Source organism: Desulfovibrio sp. UIB00 (genome assembly GCF_022508225.1).
Taxonomy (GTDB): domain Bacteria; phylum Desulfobacterota; class Desulfovibrionia; order Desulfovibrionales; family Desulfovibrionaceae; genus Desulfovibrio.
In genome coordinates, this window is sequence record NZ_JAETXJ010000001.1 from 222,328 (window position 1) to 238,131 (window position 15,804).

At 57.2% G+C, this 15,804-nt stretch carries 14 protein-coding genes and 2 tRNA genes; 8 read left to right on the plus strand and 8 right to left on the minus strand.

Features of this window, described 5'->3' with window-relative positions:
* Nucleotides 1-137: 137 nt before the first annotated feature.
* The gene (locus JMF94_RS00950; RefSeq protein WP_240823351.1) at nucleotides 138-1,811 is read right to left on the minus strand and encodes an acetolactate synthase large subunit; all 1,674 of its coding nucleotides are present in this window, start codon (nucleotides 1,809-1,811) and stop codon (nucleotides 138-140) included.
* 100 nt (nucleotides 1,812-1,911) lie between these two features.
* Nucleotides 1,912-2,484 (minus strand): D-sedoheptulose 7-phosphate isomerase, encoded by a 573-nt coding sequence (gene gmhA, locus JMF94_RS00955; RefSeq protein WP_240823352.1) that lies wholly within the window; start codon nucleotides 2,482-2,484, stop codon nucleotides 1,912-1,914.
* Between the two features lie 153 nt (nucleotides 2,485-2,637).
* On the opposite strand from gmhA, the gene JMF94_RS00960 reads away from it, so the two are divergent.
* Entirely contained in the window at nucleotides 2,638-3,981 is a 1,344-nt protein-coding gene (locus tag JMF94_RS00960; protein ID WP_240823353.1) for a deoxyguanosinetriphosphate triphosphohydrolase, read from the plus strand.
* A 123-nt stretch (nucleotides 3,982-4,104) separates the two neighbouring features.
* On the opposite strand, the gene JMF94_RS00965 is transcribed toward JMF94_RS00960, so the two are convergent.
* Together JMF94_RS00965 and JMF94_RS00970 are read right to left on the minus strand one after the other, a co-directional pair.
* Nucleotides 4,105-4,698, minus strand: a complete 594-nt coding sequence (locus tag JMF94_RS00965) for an adenylyl-sulfate kinase (protein WP_240823354.1) — start codon at nucleotides 4,696-4,698, stop codon at nucleotides 4,105-4,107.
* Between the two features lie 257 nt (nucleotides 4,699-4,955).
* On the minus strand, nucleotides 4,956-5,945 hold the full coding sequence (locus JMF94_RS00970; RefSeq protein WP_240823355.1) for an MBL fold metallo-hydrolase: 990 nt from the start codon (nucleotides 5,943-5,945) through the stop codon (nucleotides 4,956-4,958).
* Nucleotides 5,946-6,160: 215 nt separating this feature from the next.
* On the opposite strand from JMF94_RS00970, the gene JMF94_RS00975 reads away from it, so the two are divergent.
* The 5 genes from JMF94_RS00975 to JMF94_RS00995 all read left to right on the plus strand — a co-directional run bounded on the left by JMF94_RS00975 (nucleotide 6,161) and on the right by JMF94_RS00995 (nucleotide 10,160).
* Complete coding sequence (locus JMF94_RS00975) at nucleotides 6,161-6,508, plus strand: helix-turn-helix domain-containing protein (protein WP_240823356.1); 348 nt, start codon at nucleotides 6,161-6,163, stop codon at nucleotides 6,506-6,508.
* A 190-nt stretch (nucleotides 6,509-6,698) separates the two neighbouring features.
* Complete coding sequence (locus tag JMF94_RS00980; protein WP_240823357.1) at nucleotides 6,699-7,295, plus strand: TetR/AcrR family transcriptional regulator; 597 nt, start codon at nucleotides 6,699-6,701, stop codon at nucleotides 7,293-7,295.
* 79 nt (nucleotides 7,296-7,374) lie between these two features.
* Nucleotides 7,375-8,499 (plus strand): FtsX-like permease family protein, encoded by a 1,125-nt coding sequence (locus JMF94_RS00985; protein ID WP_240823358.1) that lies wholly within the window; start codon nucleotides 7,375-7,377, stop codon nucleotides 8,497-8,499.
* Between the two features lie 9 nt (nucleotides 8,500-8,508).
* Nucleotides 8,509-9,204, plus strand: coding sequence for an ABC transporter ATP-binding protein (locus JMF94_RS00990; RefSeq protein WP_240823359.1), 696 nt, complete (start codon nucleotides 8,509-8,511; stop codon nucleotides 9,202-9,204).
* Nucleotides 9,205-9,224: 20 nt separating this feature from the next.
* Nucleotides 9,225-10,160, plus strand: a complete 936-nt coding sequence (locus JMF94_RS00995; RefSeq protein ID WP_240823360.1) for an efflux RND transporter periplasmic adaptor subunit — start codon at nucleotides 9,225-9,227, stop codon at nucleotides 10,158-10,160.
* A gap of 129 nt (nucleotides 10,161-10,289) precedes the next feature.
* On the opposite strand, the gene JMF94_RS01000 is transcribed toward JMF94_RS00995, so the two are convergent.
* Together JMF94_RS01000 and JMF94_RS01005 are read right to left on the minus strand one after the other, a co-directional pair.
* Nucleotides 10,290-10,366, minus strand: a tRNA-Asp gene (locus tag JMF94_RS01000).
* Between the two features lie 11 nt (nucleotides 10,367-10,377).
* Nucleotides 10,378-10,453, minus strand: a tRNA-Val gene (locus JMF94_RS01005).
* Between the two features lie 306 nt (nucleotides 10,454-10,759).
* Between JMF94_RS01005 and JMF94_RS01010 the strand changes: the two genes are divergently transcribed.
* A complete protein-coding gene (locus JMF94_RS01010; RefSeq protein WP_240823361.1) occupies nucleotides 10,760-11,794 on the plus strand; it encodes a polysaccharide deacetylase family protein in 1,035 nt (344 codons plus the stop codon).
* Nucleotides 11,795-11,977: 183 nt separating this feature from the next.
* Here the strand turns inward: JMF94_RS01010 and nspC are convergent, their stop codons facing one another.
* Nucleotides 11,978-13,198 carry a carboxynorspermidine decarboxylase gene (gene nspC, locus JMF94_RS01015; protein WP_240823362.1) on the minus strand — a complete coding sequence of 407 codons (1,221 nt, stop codon included), beginning with the start codon at nucleotides 13,196-13,198 and terminating at the stop codon, nucleotides 11,978-11,980.
* A gap of 53 nt (nucleotides 13,199-13,251) precedes the next feature.
* Nucleotides 13,252-14,496, minus strand: a complete 1,245-nt coding sequence (locus tag JMF94_RS01020) for a diguanylate cyclase (RefSeq protein ID WP_240823363.1) — start codon at nucleotides 14,494-14,496, stop codon at nucleotides 13,252-13,254.
* A gap of 390 nt (nucleotides 14,497-14,886) precedes the next feature.
* Here JMF94_RS01020 and JMF94_RS01025 point away from each other — a divergent pair, with 390 nt between their 5' ends.
* Nucleotides 14,887-15,723 carry a DMT family transporter gene (locus tag JMF94_RS01025; RefSeq protein WP_240823364.1) on the plus strand — a complete coding sequence of 279 codons (837 nt, stop codon included), beginning with the start codon at nucleotides 14,887-14,889 and terminating at the stop codon, nucleotides 15,721-15,723.
* Nucleotides 15,724-15,804: the final 81 nt, after the last annotated feature.

Here is a 15,804-nt window from a genome sequence, read left to right on the forward strand (position 1 = left end):
GCCGCGCAGGCGTCACAAACTTTGCCGAAGGGCGAAATCCAGTGCCCGTAGGGCAAAAAATAACCAGGGCGCACAAAAAACAAAACGGCCACATTCAGCAAGGAATGCAGCCGCTCTGTCAAAAGAATATCAATCCCCTACAATTCATCCAACGCGCAAAGCGCAGGCGTCAACTCACCCAAGCTATTGATAAGCGCCATGTTCTCGCTGTAGTCCACAGGGCAGGCCACCAGCGACACGCCGGGTTCGTTCAGAGCTTTTTGCAAGGTGGGCAAAAGTTCGGCGGCGCTTTCAATGCGGTAACCCTTGGCGCCAAAGCTTTCGGCATAGGTCACAAAGTCGGGATTGCCAAAGTCCACGCAGTCGTGGGAGCCGGATTCCATGTCCATCTTCCACTTGATCAGCCCGTAGCTGTCATCCACCCAGATCAGTATCTTGAGCGGAATATTCTCGCGCACGGCTGTTTCCATCTCCTGCGAATTCATCAAAAAGCTGCCGTCGCCCATGACGGCCAGCACCTTGCGCTCGGGGCAGGCCAGGTGCGCGCCGATGGCTCCCGGCAGGGAAAAGGCCATGGTGGAAAGGCCGTTGGAAACAATGCAGGTCAGGGGCGCATAGGTGGGGTAGAGGCGCGCCATCCACATCTTGATGGCCCCTGTGTCGGCCAGCACTATATCCTCATCGCCCATTGCAGCGCGAATGTCGCTCACAATGCGCTGCGGCTTGAGGGGGAAGGCATCGCTCTCACGGCCCTTGGCAAGCTCGGCCTCCACCAGTTCGCGAATTCTTGCCCCGCGCCCGGCGGAAAGTAGAGGCTCCGCTCCAAGTTCCTTGGCCAGAGAGGCCAGGGCAAGGCCTACATCGGCCATGATGGTGACTTCGGGGTTATAGTGGGCATCCACATCGGGCATGAATGTATTGATGTGGATGATACGCTTGTTTGACTGGGGATTGATGCGCATGGGCGTGAATTCCTGCAATTCGTAGCCGATGGAGAGGATCACGTCCGCCTGGTCGAAAGCGCAGTTTTCGTAGTCGTGCCGCATAAAGCCAATGACGCCCAGCGACTGGGGGCTGCGGTCGCTGATAACGCCCTTGCCCATGAACGTTGTCGCCACGGGGATTTTGTAGCGCTCGGCAAAGGCGGCCAGCACGGCGGCATTGCCTGTGCGGGCCACGCCGTGCCCGGCCATGATGACGGGCTTGCGTGCGCAACGCAGCAGGGCTGCGGCTTCCGCCACCGCAGCGGGCGAGGGTATGGCCTTGGCGCAGGGAGCCGCCTTGAGGGGCACGGCTTCGGGCATGGGGGCCGCTTCCACATCTTCGGGAATGGCAAGGTAGGTCGCGCCGGGCCGTTCCTCCTGCGCTACCTGAAAGGCATTGCGCACCATTTCGGGCACTGCCTGGGGCGTCAGCACCGTATCCGCCCACTTGGTAACGGGCTTGAACATGCCCACAAGGTCAACAATCTGGTGCGATTCCTTGTAAATGCGCTTCAGCCCCACCTGGGCGGAAATAGCCACCAGAGGGCTTGAATTGGTCTGCGCGTCGGCAGCGCCCAGCAGCAGGTTGATGGCCCCCGGCCCAAGAGTGGCGGCGCATACGCCCGCCTTGCCTGTCAGACGACCATAAATGTCGGCCATCAGGGATGCGCCCTGCTCGTGCCGGGCAAGAATAAAGCGGATGTCACCGGAGGCGGCCACAGCCCGCACAAATTTTATATTTTCTTCACCGGGGATGCCGAAGACGTACTTAACTCCCTCGGCCCTGAGGCATGAAACAAGGAACTGGGCTACGTTCTGCTGATCCATGGCTAACCTCGTTGGGGTGTTTGCCAAGGCTCATGCCTTGGGATGACTGGCCGGAAAGGGCTTGGCGTAATCCTGCCGTGCGCAGATTTTGCGGTCGAGCCTATTTTTGCGCCACGGCGCGTTCAAGCACATCGGCCCAGTGGTGCAGAATGAAAATGTGAGCCTCCTGAATGCGGGCCGTGACATCGTGGGGCACAATAACAGCCATGTCGGCCAGGGATTCCAGCTTGCCGCCGTCGCGCCCCAGCAGGGCGATGGTGGCAATGCCCTGAGCGCGTGCCTCGTTGACGGCTGCGATGATGTTGGCCGAATTGCCGGAGGTGGAAATGCCCACGAAAACATCGCCGGGGCGGGCAAGGGCCTCTACCTGGCGAGAAAAAACATCGTTGAAGCCGTAGTCGTTGCCGATGGCCGTGAGGTTTGACGTGTCCGTGGTCAGGGCGATGCAGGCCAGCGCCTTGCGGTTGCACTGAAAGCGCCCCACAAGCTCTGCTGCAAAGTGCTGAGCGTCCGCCGCCGAGCCGCCGTTGCCGGCAATAAGCACTTTGCCGCCTGCCCCAAGGGCCGCGTCCAGCCTCTCTGCCGCCGCTTCCACGGCGGGGCGCATGGTCTGTAGCGCGCCAAAAAGCTCCAGATGGGCGGAGAGGGACATATCAAAAAGCGAATTCGTCATGATTTGACCTTGCTGCACGGTTTAGTTTCCCCGTAGGGCATCGGTTTTGAAAACGTCTTGCAAGCCTAGCAAGGCCGGGAACAAAAGAAAAGCATCCGCCGCCCGCGCTTGCGGCACCGGCGCGCATGCCGTACATGCAGGGGAGGAGGCATTATGAGCACATTCAAAGAGCAGTGGGCGCAACTGCTGGCCCCCAACCGCAAAACCGGCACGGGCATGAAGCTCGACACGCTGGACGCGGTGCGTAATCCCTTTCTGGTGGATTATGACCGGATCATCTTTTCCAGCTCCTTCCGCAGGCTGGCAAGAAAAACCCAGGTGCACCCGCTGGTGCGCAACGACCATATCCACAACCGCCTCACCCATTCGCTTGAGGTGAGCTGCGTGGGCCGTTCCCTTGGCCTTGGCGTGGGCGATGCCCTGCGGCGGCGCGGCGACCTGCCCGAGGGCTGCACGCCGGACCATCTGGGCCAGATCATTCAGGCCGCCTGCCTGGCGCACGACATTGGCAATCCGCCCTTTGGGCATGCGGGCGAGGAGGCCATCCGCGACTGGTTCAAGGATTCCGCCAACAAAGAGCAGTATTTCAAAAATCTGCTGCCCGCAGAGTGGGCCGATTTTACGGCTTTTGACGGCAACGCTCAGGGCTTCCGCGTTATCAACGCTCTTGAAAACAACAAGGACAGGGGCGGCTTTCGCCTGACATTCCCTGTCGTTGCGGCTTTGGTGAAGTACCCGCGCTCGGCCTATGAAGCGCAGGGCGTGGGCAAGAGCAAGTTCAATTTCTATACGGCGGAACGGGATCTTTTCGCCGAAATCTTCGGCGCTATGGGCCTGGCGGAAGGCGCTGGCTGGCGCAGGCATCCGCTTTCGTATCTTTTGGAAGCGGCGGACGACATCTGCTACCGCATTATCGACATGGAAGACGCGCGCGAGCTGCGCATCATCACCTATGCCGATTTTAAGGCCGCCATGACGCCCCTGCTGGATGTGAACTGTCTGGACGATCCGCGCCTTGATTCCATGGATTCCGACCGCAGACGCACCAGTATGCTGCGCACCACGGCCATGGGGCGTATGATTCCGTCCATCACGCAGACGTTCATGGACAATTACGAAGCCATCATGGAAGGGCGGCTTGAGGGCTGCCTGCTGAACCACTCCCAGGAGGATGTGGCCGGGTTCATGCGTGAGGCGGGGCGGGTTTTTAACAGCAAGATTATGAACAACCCGCAGAAGACAGCGTTGGAAATCGGCACCTACACGCTCTATCGGCGGTTGCTTGATGTGTTCATTCCTGCCTGCTTCAACTTCACCAAGGGCAATGCCATGAGCTATCAGGAAACACGCGCCCTCACGCTCATGGGAGCCAATGCGCCGAGCAGGGAAGACAGCCTGTATATGGCCTATCTGCGGGTGCTGGATTTTGTGTCCGGCATGACGGACGACTACGCGGCGTTTATTTCGCAGCAGTTCTCCGGCACAGCGGGGCGGTGAGCCTTTGCAGTCGAGATCGCAATCTCACTGAGAATTAAGGATGCCGCGCAACGCGTGCCTTGGGCATGTGCTGCGCGGCATCTTTCGCCGAACCTGTCTATGCAGGTTGTCAGGTGCGCCCCGTTAAAGGGCTATGGCGGCATTCATAAACGGCCCCGAAGCCTGCGGCAACATGCGGTGCCCGGTGTCTGCCCATTCGTGGTCTTGGGCAAGGGCGTCAAGCGTGAGGTCGCGCAGCTGTTCGTAACATTCCACCAGCGAATACCTGTCGGTATCAATGATGCAGTGGGGGCTACGGGGTTCGTCAAAAGCGTCAAAAACTGAATCCAGGGTGGAAAGGTCGCCGCGTTCAGCCTTGGCATACAAGCCCTTGGCATCGCGCTGCACCAAAGCTTGCAGCGAGCAGCGCACCCATACCTCGCGGTACATGGGCAGCATGGCCCGGTTGCTCTGGCGCATGCTCTCGTATGGTGTGGCGGCTGCGACCACGCATACTTTGCCCTGCGCCTGCATATTCAGCGCGTAATCGCGCAGGATATCGGTATTGCGCACGCGATCCTCAGGGGTAGCGGCGGACAGTCCGTTGCTGCGGCAGAAGGTGTCGGCGTCGATGAACTCAACGTCAAATCCCTGCCCGTCAAGATACAGGCGCAGCAGTGAACCAAGGGTGGTTTTTCCACTGCCGGAAAGTCCCAGCAACCAGATTGTCGGCGTCATACTATCCTCGCTTGCTTGCAGTGCGGTTATGCGTGTGGCAAACCTGCACTACTTATGCAAATTACCTGCCAGTATTAAATTTTTTTAGTAAGTTTGTATTGTTAAGGATATCCAATAATAGGGGGTGCGGCAATTTTGACAGTGTTGGCCCCATTCCACCTTAGGCAATCCCTGGCGGGATCACCCAAGGCGTTTACGCGGGCAACACAAGCTGTGGGGGTAAGGCTGATTTGGGGCTGGCGAGAAAAGATCCACTGTTATTTTGCAGGACTCTGGACGGCATCGTTGACATAGGGGATGGGGAACCACTGATATCCCTGCCCCGCCTTGCCCACGTGCCCAATGCCGGGAAAGGAAATGTGCGCTCCAGCCACAAGGTGTCCCTTTTCTGCGGCTTCTGCAAAAAGACGCTGCCTCTGTCTGACGGCTCCCTCCGGGTCAAGGTCGTACTCAATGACCGTATCCGGCAGGGGAAACTGCGCCTCAGCAACATGAACGGTATCTCCCCAGAACAACAATTTTTCTCCTTTGCTTTCAAGCAGGTAACAGGTGTGACCAGGAGTGTGCCCCGGTGCGGCCACGGCGTATATTCCGGGCAACACCATCTGGCCCGCTTCAAACCGTGCCACCTTATCTGCACTGAGGTAGGGGGCCAGAGATTCCTGCCCCTTCACAAACATGGGTCTGAAATACTCCGGCGATTTTCCCATCTGGGCAGCGCTGAGCCAGAACTCGGACTCAACGCGGTTCACATGCACGGTGGCGGAGGGGAAAACCTTCTTGCCGTCCACCGTGAGCCCGCCAGAGTGGTCGCCGTGGATGTGCGTGAGCAGAATATCCGTGATATCGGCGGGCTTGACTCCGGCCCCCTCAAGACTGGCTGCGAGTTTGTTTACGGTCGGGCCGAGCAATTTGCCTGAACCCGTGTCTACAAGTACTCGGCGGTTTTGGGTAAGGATAAGAAAGGCGTTGACCGAGGTCGGCCTGGGCGAGGGCACATACGCCTTTTTAAGGGCGTCTTCTACCTGGCCCTGTTTGGTGCTGATCAGCTTTGCGTTGCTGTTTAGTGTGCCATCAGAAATTGCCGCCACATGCACATCTCCCAGTTGCAACCAGTAGAAGCCCGCCTGTCTGTAGAGCGGCACAGAGGGGGGCGTAGCTGCACGGGAAGGCTGCGGCAACAGTGCTGCGCCGGGCAAAACAAGTGAAGCGACTGCCGCCTGTTGAAGAAACTGGCGTCTGTTCATACGGCCTCCTGTTGCGCTGGGATCACCTGGGGCAAGGATGCAGCGCATGCATGCTTGAATGCCCTCTAGGCCCAGTATATGTTTGGTTTAGCGGAATGCGTACGCATATTGTTCGTTAGTTCCGTTTTTATGAACAATTGGAGCGGGTGTCAATATCACCTGTACACAGGTTCAAGTCTGCGCCGCCCCTCTTGCCTTTATATCAGGAAAAAATAATGAAAATCCTGCACCATCCGGCTGTTGAAGACGTAACTGTCGAAGGTCTCCTGCATGCCCTTTCTGATCCTGTGCGCGTACAGATTCTCAAGGAAATCATACGCTCAAATTCGCCCAAAACGTGTTCTGACTTTCTGAACATGCCGGACAGGGTCATACCCAAGTCGACCCTTTCGCAGCATTTCAGAATATTGCGCGAGGCTGGTCTGATCCGTAGCGAGAGAAGTGGTGTTGCGCTCAAAAATACTCCGCGTTGCCAGGAATTGCAGCCCCGCTTTGGGCGGATGATAGCTGAAATTCTGGCGGCGTATGCCCAGGAATATGGCAGGAAAGATGCGGATGAATAGGGCCGGATGGAAAGACGGCATAATTGAAGGCTGACAGATAGGACACCCTCGGCGCGAGTCAGTTTTCGCCAATCAGCAAGGTTTAAATGGTATTGCCGATTGGATGAAGTATGGCTGTTGACATGCGGGCGAAGAGTTTATAATAGGAGTGAACACTTCGTTTATTAATAAAAAGTGCAGGAGACTTCCCGTGGCCCGACCAAAAAATGAAAAGCTTGAAATCCAGCGGCGTGAGGAAATTTTGCAGGCTGCGTCCCGCGTGTTCCGGGCCAAGGGTTTTCATCTTGCCAGAACAGAAGACATCTGCACCGAGGCCAAAACAAGCGCGGGAACACTGTTTCGTTATTTCAAATCGAAAAAAGAAATCATCGAAGCTATTGTTGAGGCAGAAATGAAGGCCAACGATGAGGATCTGCTGGTTCTGGCCCAACGGCAGTCCGTAGAGGGGTTGGCCAAACTGACGGCAGAAGAATTACAAGAGATGCTCCGTCCCGGCGGGTACGGGCTGGCAACAGAGAGTTGGCTTGAACTCTCTCGCAGTCCCGATGGCAGAAAGCAGCTTGCCGCTTCATCTGCCAAACTGGAAGCAGCCCTTGCCGCTTTGCTGGCCCAAGGTCAAGCCGAGGGCTGGGTGCGCCGCGATCTCAACGCCAAGGGCGCTGCCAGCCTGCTGCTTATTTTGTATACCGGGGTGCAATTTGATGCAGACCTCGGCATGGATATCGACTACGAGGCCTCGGCACAGGCCATTTCAGACCTTATCAAAAGTTTTATTCTGACCTCCTAGTGTTATGCCACCGCACTTTGTTCAGTGCAGATGTTCGTTTAATAAAATGACGGAGTACTCCGTTTATAGTGGGGCATGCATGGTTTCCATCGCGCGTTCGAGCCTTTTATACGAGTGGCGGCGCTATCTGGCCGCAGTACTGGCAGTTACCTTTGCCGGACTTTTGACTGTGGTGCAGCTGGCCCTATTACTTGGTTTGTTCAATACGGTGTCTGTTCCGCTGGATCAGTCAACGGCAGAACTGTGGATTGGTTTCCGCAACACGGCAAGTGTGGATCTTGGCCGGGCTGTGAGCCAGAGCGCCGACACCAGAGCCTGGATGCATCCGGGTGTTGCCTATGTTGAAAGGTTTGTCAGCGCTTACGGCGATCTGCGAAGGGCAGATGGCGTGCCCGTCTCAGTGATTATCAACGGCATTGATACCAGCGGAGAGGCCTCGGCCTTTTCGCGGCTGCTCACGCCAAAACAGCGTGCCTTGCTGCGCGAACCAGATGCCGTGCTCATTGATGTGGCAGATGCAAACAAACTTGGCGCAGAGGGCAACACCCTGGTGGAAATCAACGGCAAGAGGGCGCGTATCGTCGGCACAATTAAGGGGCTGCGTGCCATTGGCGGTGTGAACATGCTGGCCTCGCTTGCTACGGCACGGCGGCTTGCTCCAGAAACTGCCAACCAGACAACGTATTACATGGTGCGTCTCAAGCCTGGCTTTGCCGCAGAACAGGTGCAGAAGGAAATTGCTGATTCTGGCCTTGTTTCGCGCTACAGCGTGTGGCAGGCTCAGGATTTTTCTGTTCAGTCTCAGGTTTACTGGCTTTTTGAATCAGGCAGCGGTGTGGGGACGGGCTTTGCCTCGTTGCTTGCCCTGCTTGTGGGCGTGGCAATCACCAGTCAGACCCTTTCAGCGGCCATCACCGCGTCTATCAAAGAATTTGCGGCCTTGCGGGCTTTGGGAGTGTCCAGGCACAGCCTGCGTTGCGTGGTCATAGAGCAGGCTGCCTGGATTGGCTTTATTGGACTGCTGCTCACGGCTGCGCTCACTGTTGCCATTGCCCTGCTGGGCGAGAGCGCCAATATCGCCATGGCTTTTCCTGTGTGGCTGCTGGCAGGAAATGCCTTGATCATGATGGCAATTGCCGTTGGTTCCGGTCTGCTTGCGCTTAAACCTTTGCTCAACACCGAGCCGGTCACACTTTTGCGCTAGGAGCCTCCAGTGTCCAACATCCCCACATTACAGGCCATGGACATATCAAAGAGCTTTGTCAGCGGCAGTATTTCACAGCAAGTAATCAAACAGAGTTCGCTCGATGTGTTCTCAGGTGAACTCACCCTGCTTGTGGGACCGTCCGGTTCAGGAAAAAGCACCATGCTCTCTATGCTGTCTGGCCTGCTGCACCCAGATACCGGGATGGTTATGGCTCTTGGCACCAATTTGTGGAGCCTGGGAGAAAAGGAACTGGATATGTTTCGTCTGGAACATTGCGGATTCATCTTCCAGGGCTTCAATCTTTTCGGCTCATTAAGCGCATTGGATAACGTAATCCTGCCCCTCCAGTATATGGGCATTCAGGGGGAGGAGGCCAGAGACAGGGCGAGGCTGGCTCTGGAAGAAGTTGGCCTTGGGGGACGTTGCCATTTACGGCCCATTGAACTTTCTGGCGGCGAAAAACAGCGTGTTGCCATAGCCCGCGCGCTTGTCAAAAGGCCACAGATGATTTTTGCCGATGAACCAACTTCCGCTCTTGATAAGGCCAACAGCGAAATTGTTATAACCCTGCTTCAAAGTATTGCCGGACAGCACAACGCAACCGTGCTGGGCGTCACGCATGACCCGCGCCTGCTTTCCCACGCCGACAGGGTTATTCATCTTGAAGACGGCATTTTAAAGCAGGATCACCGTAATCCTTAAGTAATTTCTGTGGAGTACAAATGAACAGTCTTGCCGTGCGTGCAAAAAAAATGTGCGGAGCCGTGCTGTGCATCATACTGTGCGTGTTCTGTAGGGTTTTGCTGGCAGCCGGTCAGGGGCAGGAAACGCCTTCTGCCCCAATCGTGGAAGTGCTGGCCAGCGCCAAGGGCCGTGTGGATGTGGAAGGTGGCGTGATCAAGCTTGCAGCGCGCAGGGACGGCGTGATCACCGCTGTGATGGCGGAAGAAGGGGAAACTGTAGAGGCTGGTCGTGTGCTGGCTTGTCTGGATGACAGCCTCGCGCGCAACAGGCTGAATCTTGCGGAGCAGGAGTTGAGGCATACAGAGCTTCAGGTGCGGCGTAACGAAATCGTGTTGCGGGCGGCGCAGAGGGAGCTGGAACGTCTGCGCCCCATGATCAAAACCAAGGCTGTAGCCATGCGAGAATTTGATCAGGCCGGGGATACCCTTGTAGTCGCTGAAGTCGATCTGCGCAGCAGTATTGCCGCAGTGGAGGTGGCCCGTGCCCGCGTAGTGGTCGCGCAGAATGAAGTCAACGAGTACAGGATTGTTGCGCCGCTTGATGGCCGCATTGTGCAGCGGCAGGCGCGTCCGGGGAATGGGGTGAGTACCCTGAATGTGACCCCCCTGTTCAGCTTTGTGCCCAATAGCCCGTTGATTGTTCGGGCGGAACTGGACGAGCAGTATCTGTCGCAAGCCTCGCCGGGGCAGCGGGTGCTTATTGTGCCAGAGAGCGATCAGTTTCACGCGATGAGCGGTACTGTGCTGCGCATAGGCCGGGTTGTGGGCCAGCGGCTGCCACCGGAAGATCCGGCGGAAAAGCAAGACACAAGGGTTGTAGAAGTGGTGACGACCCTTGAGGCGGACGGCCTGCTGATCGGGCAAAGGGTTGTTGTGCGGTTCCTTGCGGACGGCGGGAGCAGCCACAAGGACTGACGGCGAGGCCCCAGGGCTTTCAATGGATAAAAACAGGGCCGTCCGCAGTTGCGGGCGGCCTTTGAATATTTCGCGTGGGCTACAGATAAAAGAAACGGGAGGTCAGTGATCTGACCTCCCGGTGACTTCTGGCGGAGCGGAAGGGACTCGAACCCTCGGCCTCCGGCGTGACAGGCCGGCGTTATAACCGACTTAACTACCGCTCCGTTTTTGGGGATGGTGGGCAGTACAGGACTTGAACCTGTGGCCCCCGCCGTGTGAAGGCGGTGCTCTACCAGCTGAGCTAACTGCCCTCCCGGCGAAGATGAGTTCTACGCAAACACCCCCTCAGAGTCAAGCGAAAAAAATGAAGTAAAAAAATTTTTACAGGAAAAAAATATTAACATGCTGATTTTTAAGTAAAAGTTAAAAAATTACTCCAAAATGCTCTTTTGCTTGTGTTGCGGTGCTTCTTGGGGAGTGCTAGACCTCCCCTTAGCACATTACAGAACGCTGAACGCGGCTGTTTTCGCGCTTCCGGCGCAAAAGCAGCACTGTGGACGCGCCGCCGTGGAGGCGGTTTTCTGTTATGGGCAATTCCCTGTTGAGGCACAAGAAAAATGAGATTTTTTTTCAAGCAGATATGCCTGGCGGCCTGTTTTTTTGCAATTGGGCTTGCTGCCCAGTCGGCGCAGGCGCGTGTGGTCGAAGGCAACGCCATCATGGATCAACCCATGCGGGAGAACCTGTGCGCCCTTACCTTTGATGACGGCCCGTCGATAAACACGCCGCATCTGCTGGATATGCTGGGAGAATACGGCATCCCCGCCACGTTTTTCATGTTGGGCAACCAGGCCGAGCGCCATCCCGATATTGTAAAGCGCGTCATTGCCGAGGGGCATGAAGTGGGCAACCACTCCTATTCGCACCCCAATCTGCGCGTGGTCAGCCTTGCCCGCAAGGAAGAAGAGCTGCGCCGCACAGATACCATATTGCGCAACCTTGGGGCCTCGCCCCAGTTCATGCGCCCCCCCTATGGCTCGTATGACGCCTCTACTGAAAAGGTTGCGGCCAGCCTTGGGCTTTCCCTCATGCTCTGGTCCATGGACAGCCGCGACTGGCAGCGCCTGCCAGACAATTACGCCACCCTGCGCAACAACAGGGGCACAGTCTACGCGCCGGGTACCCTGCGCGGTATCTTTTTATTCCACGATTCGCACAAACGCACTGTGGACGACCTGCCGCGCATCATTCGTGATCTGCGCGCTGGTGGTTGTCAGCGCTTTGTGACCGTGACCGACTATCTTGAGGGGCTTATGGATCCAGAACCCGGCCTGCTCATGACGCGCGTCAAGCGCGGCGCGCCCGGCATGGATGAGCCCCCCATGGTTGCCCGGCATCAGGTTGAAGGCGTGCATCAGTCAGAAGAACTGCCGCCGCACAGCTTCCCTGCCGGTTCGGCTGATATCCCTCTTGCGCGCAGCAGCACCCCCTGGCAACTGGTGGAGAGTCCAAGCCCGGAAATGACAGGTCAGGCCGCATTGCCCGGCACTGCCGCGCACCCGGCGCAGGATGCTCCTCAGCCCACGGGCAGCAGTGCAGTCCAGCCGAGAGAAGGCTCCGCCCTCTCCCCGGCGCAGGCTCCTGCTTCCTGATGCGGGAGTAATGTTTCTTTTGACATTGCTCTGCCAAAGGCGTGTAATTCAGCTATGGCATGAGAGCATGCCTTCATATTTTCCACTGTCCTCCCCCCCACAGGGAAGTACAAATGAAAGGCCCGGATCAACGATCCGGGCCTTTCTGCTTTCAAAAAATGATTCAGGGACGGTTTTTCCCGTTTATGAAAGCCGCGTCCTAAAATCCTGGTAGCCAAATTCCCGCAACATGCGAAAGCGCGTGTCACCCGCTGCATCGGCTTCGCAAATGCCAATGGATGGCAGACGCAGGCCGTTGAATGTAGTGGTTTTGACCATGCTGTAAATGGCCATGTCTTCAAACACCAGCCGCTGGCCGGGCACAAGAGGCGCGTTGAAAGAATATTCACCTGCCACATCGCCCGCCAGGCAGGACTTTCCGGCAAGGCGGCAGGTCCAGGCCTGCTCCCCGGCTTCGCCTGCCAGTTCTGCCACATGTGCAGATTCGTAGCGCACTCGTGGACGGTAGGGCATTTCAATGACATCGGGCATGTGGCAGGGAACGCCGATATCAAGAATAGCCACAGGCATGTCGGCCTGCACCACATCCAGCACCGTTGCCACAAGCCAGCCTGCGTCCAGAGCCACGGCCTCGCCCGGCTCAAGGTATATCTGCGCGTTGTAGCGGTCGCGCCAGTCGGTCAGGCAGCGGCAGAGCAGATCAAGATCATAGCCTGGCTTGGTGATGTGGTGCCCGCCGCCAAAGTTGATCCAGCGGCACTGCGGCAACCATTGCCCAAAATGGCGTTCAACGGCCCTCAGGGTGCGTTCAAGAGCATCTGCCCCCTGTTCGCACAGCGTGTGGAAATGAAGCCCGGAAATGCCCTCCAGGGCTGCAGGATCAAAGTTCTTGGGCCTGATGCCCAGACGAGAACCCGGTGAGCAGGGGTTGTAGATGGCGGCTGCGCCTTCGGAATGCTCTGGGTTGATGCGCAGGCCGCACTGAATCTGGCGGTCCGGGCAGCGGCTCTTGTTCTGCATGGCCACTGCGGGTGCGAATTCGCGCCACTGGGCAATGGAGTTGAATACCAGGTGATCCACAAGGGTGAGCAGCTCGGCCATCTCGCGGCGGTTCCAGGCAGCGGCAAAGGCGTGTACCTCGCCGCCAAAGTCCTCTCGCGCCAGCCGTGCTTCGTCCACAGAACTTGCGCAGGCTCCCCACAAGGGGCCGTGCCCCTTGGTGCGCGAAAGAAGCGGAAAAGTTGCCCAGGCTGCGTACCCCTTGAGCGCAAGAAGAATCTTGGCCCCGGTGCGCTCCTGAACTGTGCCCAGAGTTGCGGCATTGGCCAGAAGCTGTGCTTCGTCCAGAACAAAGCAGGGCGAAGGAATGCGGGCCGGATCGAACAGAAGGTTCTGGCAGTGCATGGGTATTCCTTTGAACAAAGAGAGTTTCAGTATGGTGTCGCGCCCGTGCAGGCTTATGCTTGCCAGATAAAACGGTCGCGCCCTTCCCGTTTGGCTGTGTAGAGTTGGGCATCGGCCGCGTTGATGAGCGATTCGAGGTCGCTGGCCTTTTGCTCGGCCATGCCGATGGAAACAGAAATGGCTATGCTGAGCGCGCCGATCTGCACTGGTTTTGAACTAACGGAAGTGCGAAAATTTTCAAGCCTTCGGGCGAAGTCGTTTTTATCCATGCGTGGCGCGACCACGCAAAATTCTTCGCCGCCGTAGCGTCCGCAAATGTATGGTTCTGGAAACTCGTCGCGCAGCATGCCGCCCAGCTGCCGCAGGGCAATATCGCCCGCCAGGTGTCCGTAACGGTCATTGACCTGCTTGAAATAGTCAACGTCGATCATGGCGGCGGCCAGGGGGCGGCGATCTTTCCTTGCCTCGGCCACAGCCTCTTGCGCTTCAGAGAAAAACTGACGGCGCACCAGCAGGTTGGTGAGGGCATCGCGCTCTGCAAGGGCGCGGTTTTTGCGGATAAGATCCTGAATGTCAAGATTCATGGAAATACGGCACAAAAGCTCCTCAAAGGAGGATGTCTTGAACACGTAATCGTTGGCGCCTGAACGCAGAAATTGCGCTCCAGCGTCCGTGCCCACAGAAATGACAATAATGGACAGCTCGTCCATGGTGTGGGTTTTGCGGATGGCGGCGGTGAGCTTGATGCCGTCCATGCCGGGCATGTAGTGGTCGGCCAGCACAATGCGTATGGCGGGATGCTCCTTGAGGATCTGCAGGGCTTCCAGGCCGTTGCTTGCCGTGTAAGCGGTGATGCGCTGACGCCGCAGCAACTCGGATACCTGCATGCACCAGAGGTTGGAATCGTCCACAATCAGGGCTTCAACGCCGCTGTTGGCGCGCAGACGGCTCACCACGCGCATGAGGTACATCATGTCATCGGGGGTACGCTTGACGATATAATCTGTAACGCCCTGCAGCATGAGGCGTTTATAGATATCTTCGTCAAAGTGGGCGCTGACCACTACCACAGGGATGTTCCGGGCAAGGATGGCAGGGACAATTTCGCCGTTGGGGGCATCGGGCAGATTGAGGTCGCAAAGGGCAAGAAAGTACTGCGAAGGATTGTCCTCCAGCAGTTTTAAGGCTTGTTGGCGATTCTCGGCGCATTCGTAGGAAAGCCCCAATTGTTCCTTGAGATTGTGCGCCATAAAGCGCGCTGTTGTCCGACTGTCTTCAACGATGAGAACTTTCTGCATGTTTGCTTCCGCATGGGGGATTGGTTTGGGGCTGGATAAAAAAATTGCGCCGTGCAAGAGTGCGGAACCTGCGCGGCGGCTGTAAATTTTAATCGTATTGATTTTTGCTCTTGCAGTCAAAAGGGATAACGGCCCTTGCGTGTTATATTTGCAGAACATTTCCCGTCCAATACCGTCGGCGAAACAGCGGGCCAGTGCAGCGGGAACGATTGCCTGCCGCAGTTTTGCCCAAGATAACAGGCAACAAGCTCTGCGTGAGCGAGAGCCTCGCTGGCAATTGTGGGCGGCATGAACGCAATGTATGCGGTTCCAATTGGTGTATTGCCCTCTTTGCCTGGAGGGGCTGTGTTGTTGTCTTGGCATTTTCACGGCAAAGAGGTAGCAATGCCCATGTCCCCATCAATCTTGCTCGCCATCCTCTTTGCCGCCTTTCTGCACGCGCTGTGGAACATCATTGTCAAAAGCGGTGACAACAAGCTTTTTGAAACAGGCTTGAACGCTTTTGGTGCCTGTCTTGGCGCACTGTGCCTGCTGCCTTTTTTGCCGCCGCTGCCACAGGCCGCGTGGCCCTATCTTGCCATGTCGTGCATGTGTCATCTCGGCTATTACATATGTATTTCAGCGGCCTATGAGCGGGTAGACATGTCTTTTGCCTACACGGTAATGCGTGGATGCGCGCCCTTGCTCACCTCGCTGGCACTGCTGGCCTTTGGCGTGAACATGTCGGTGGGCGCATGGTGCGGCGTGCTTACGTTGTGCGCGGGGATTATGTGCCTTGCCACGGATAATATGCGTCGAGGCTATGGCTGGAGCGAAGTTTTTATCTCGTTGCGTACATCATGCATCATTATGGGGTACACGCTGGCAGACGGCCTTGGTGCGCGGGAAAGCGGCAACGCCGCCACCTACACTATTTGGATTTTTCTGATCAACGCGCTGCCCGTGCACGTTTACATCCTGTGGCGGTATGGCTGGAGTTACGTGGGCTATGCCCGTAAACGGCTTGGTGTGGGTACGTTGGGCGGTTTGGCAAGCATGGGCTCGTATGGCATTGCCCTGTGGGCCATGACCCTTGCGCCCATTGCCGTGGTGGCGGCCCTGCGCGAAACCTCGGTGATTTTTGGCATGCTGTTGGCCATGTGGCTGCTGCACGAGCGTTTTACACCCTTGCGTGGATTTTCTGTGCTGCTGGTTGTCGGTGGGGCAGCACTGCTCAAGCTGGCCTGATCAAAAGGCTGCAGGCAGGCTCGGTGATAATGGCGGCAGACTATGCGAGAGGGAACCTTTGCTGAAGGCGGCGTAGTCCAC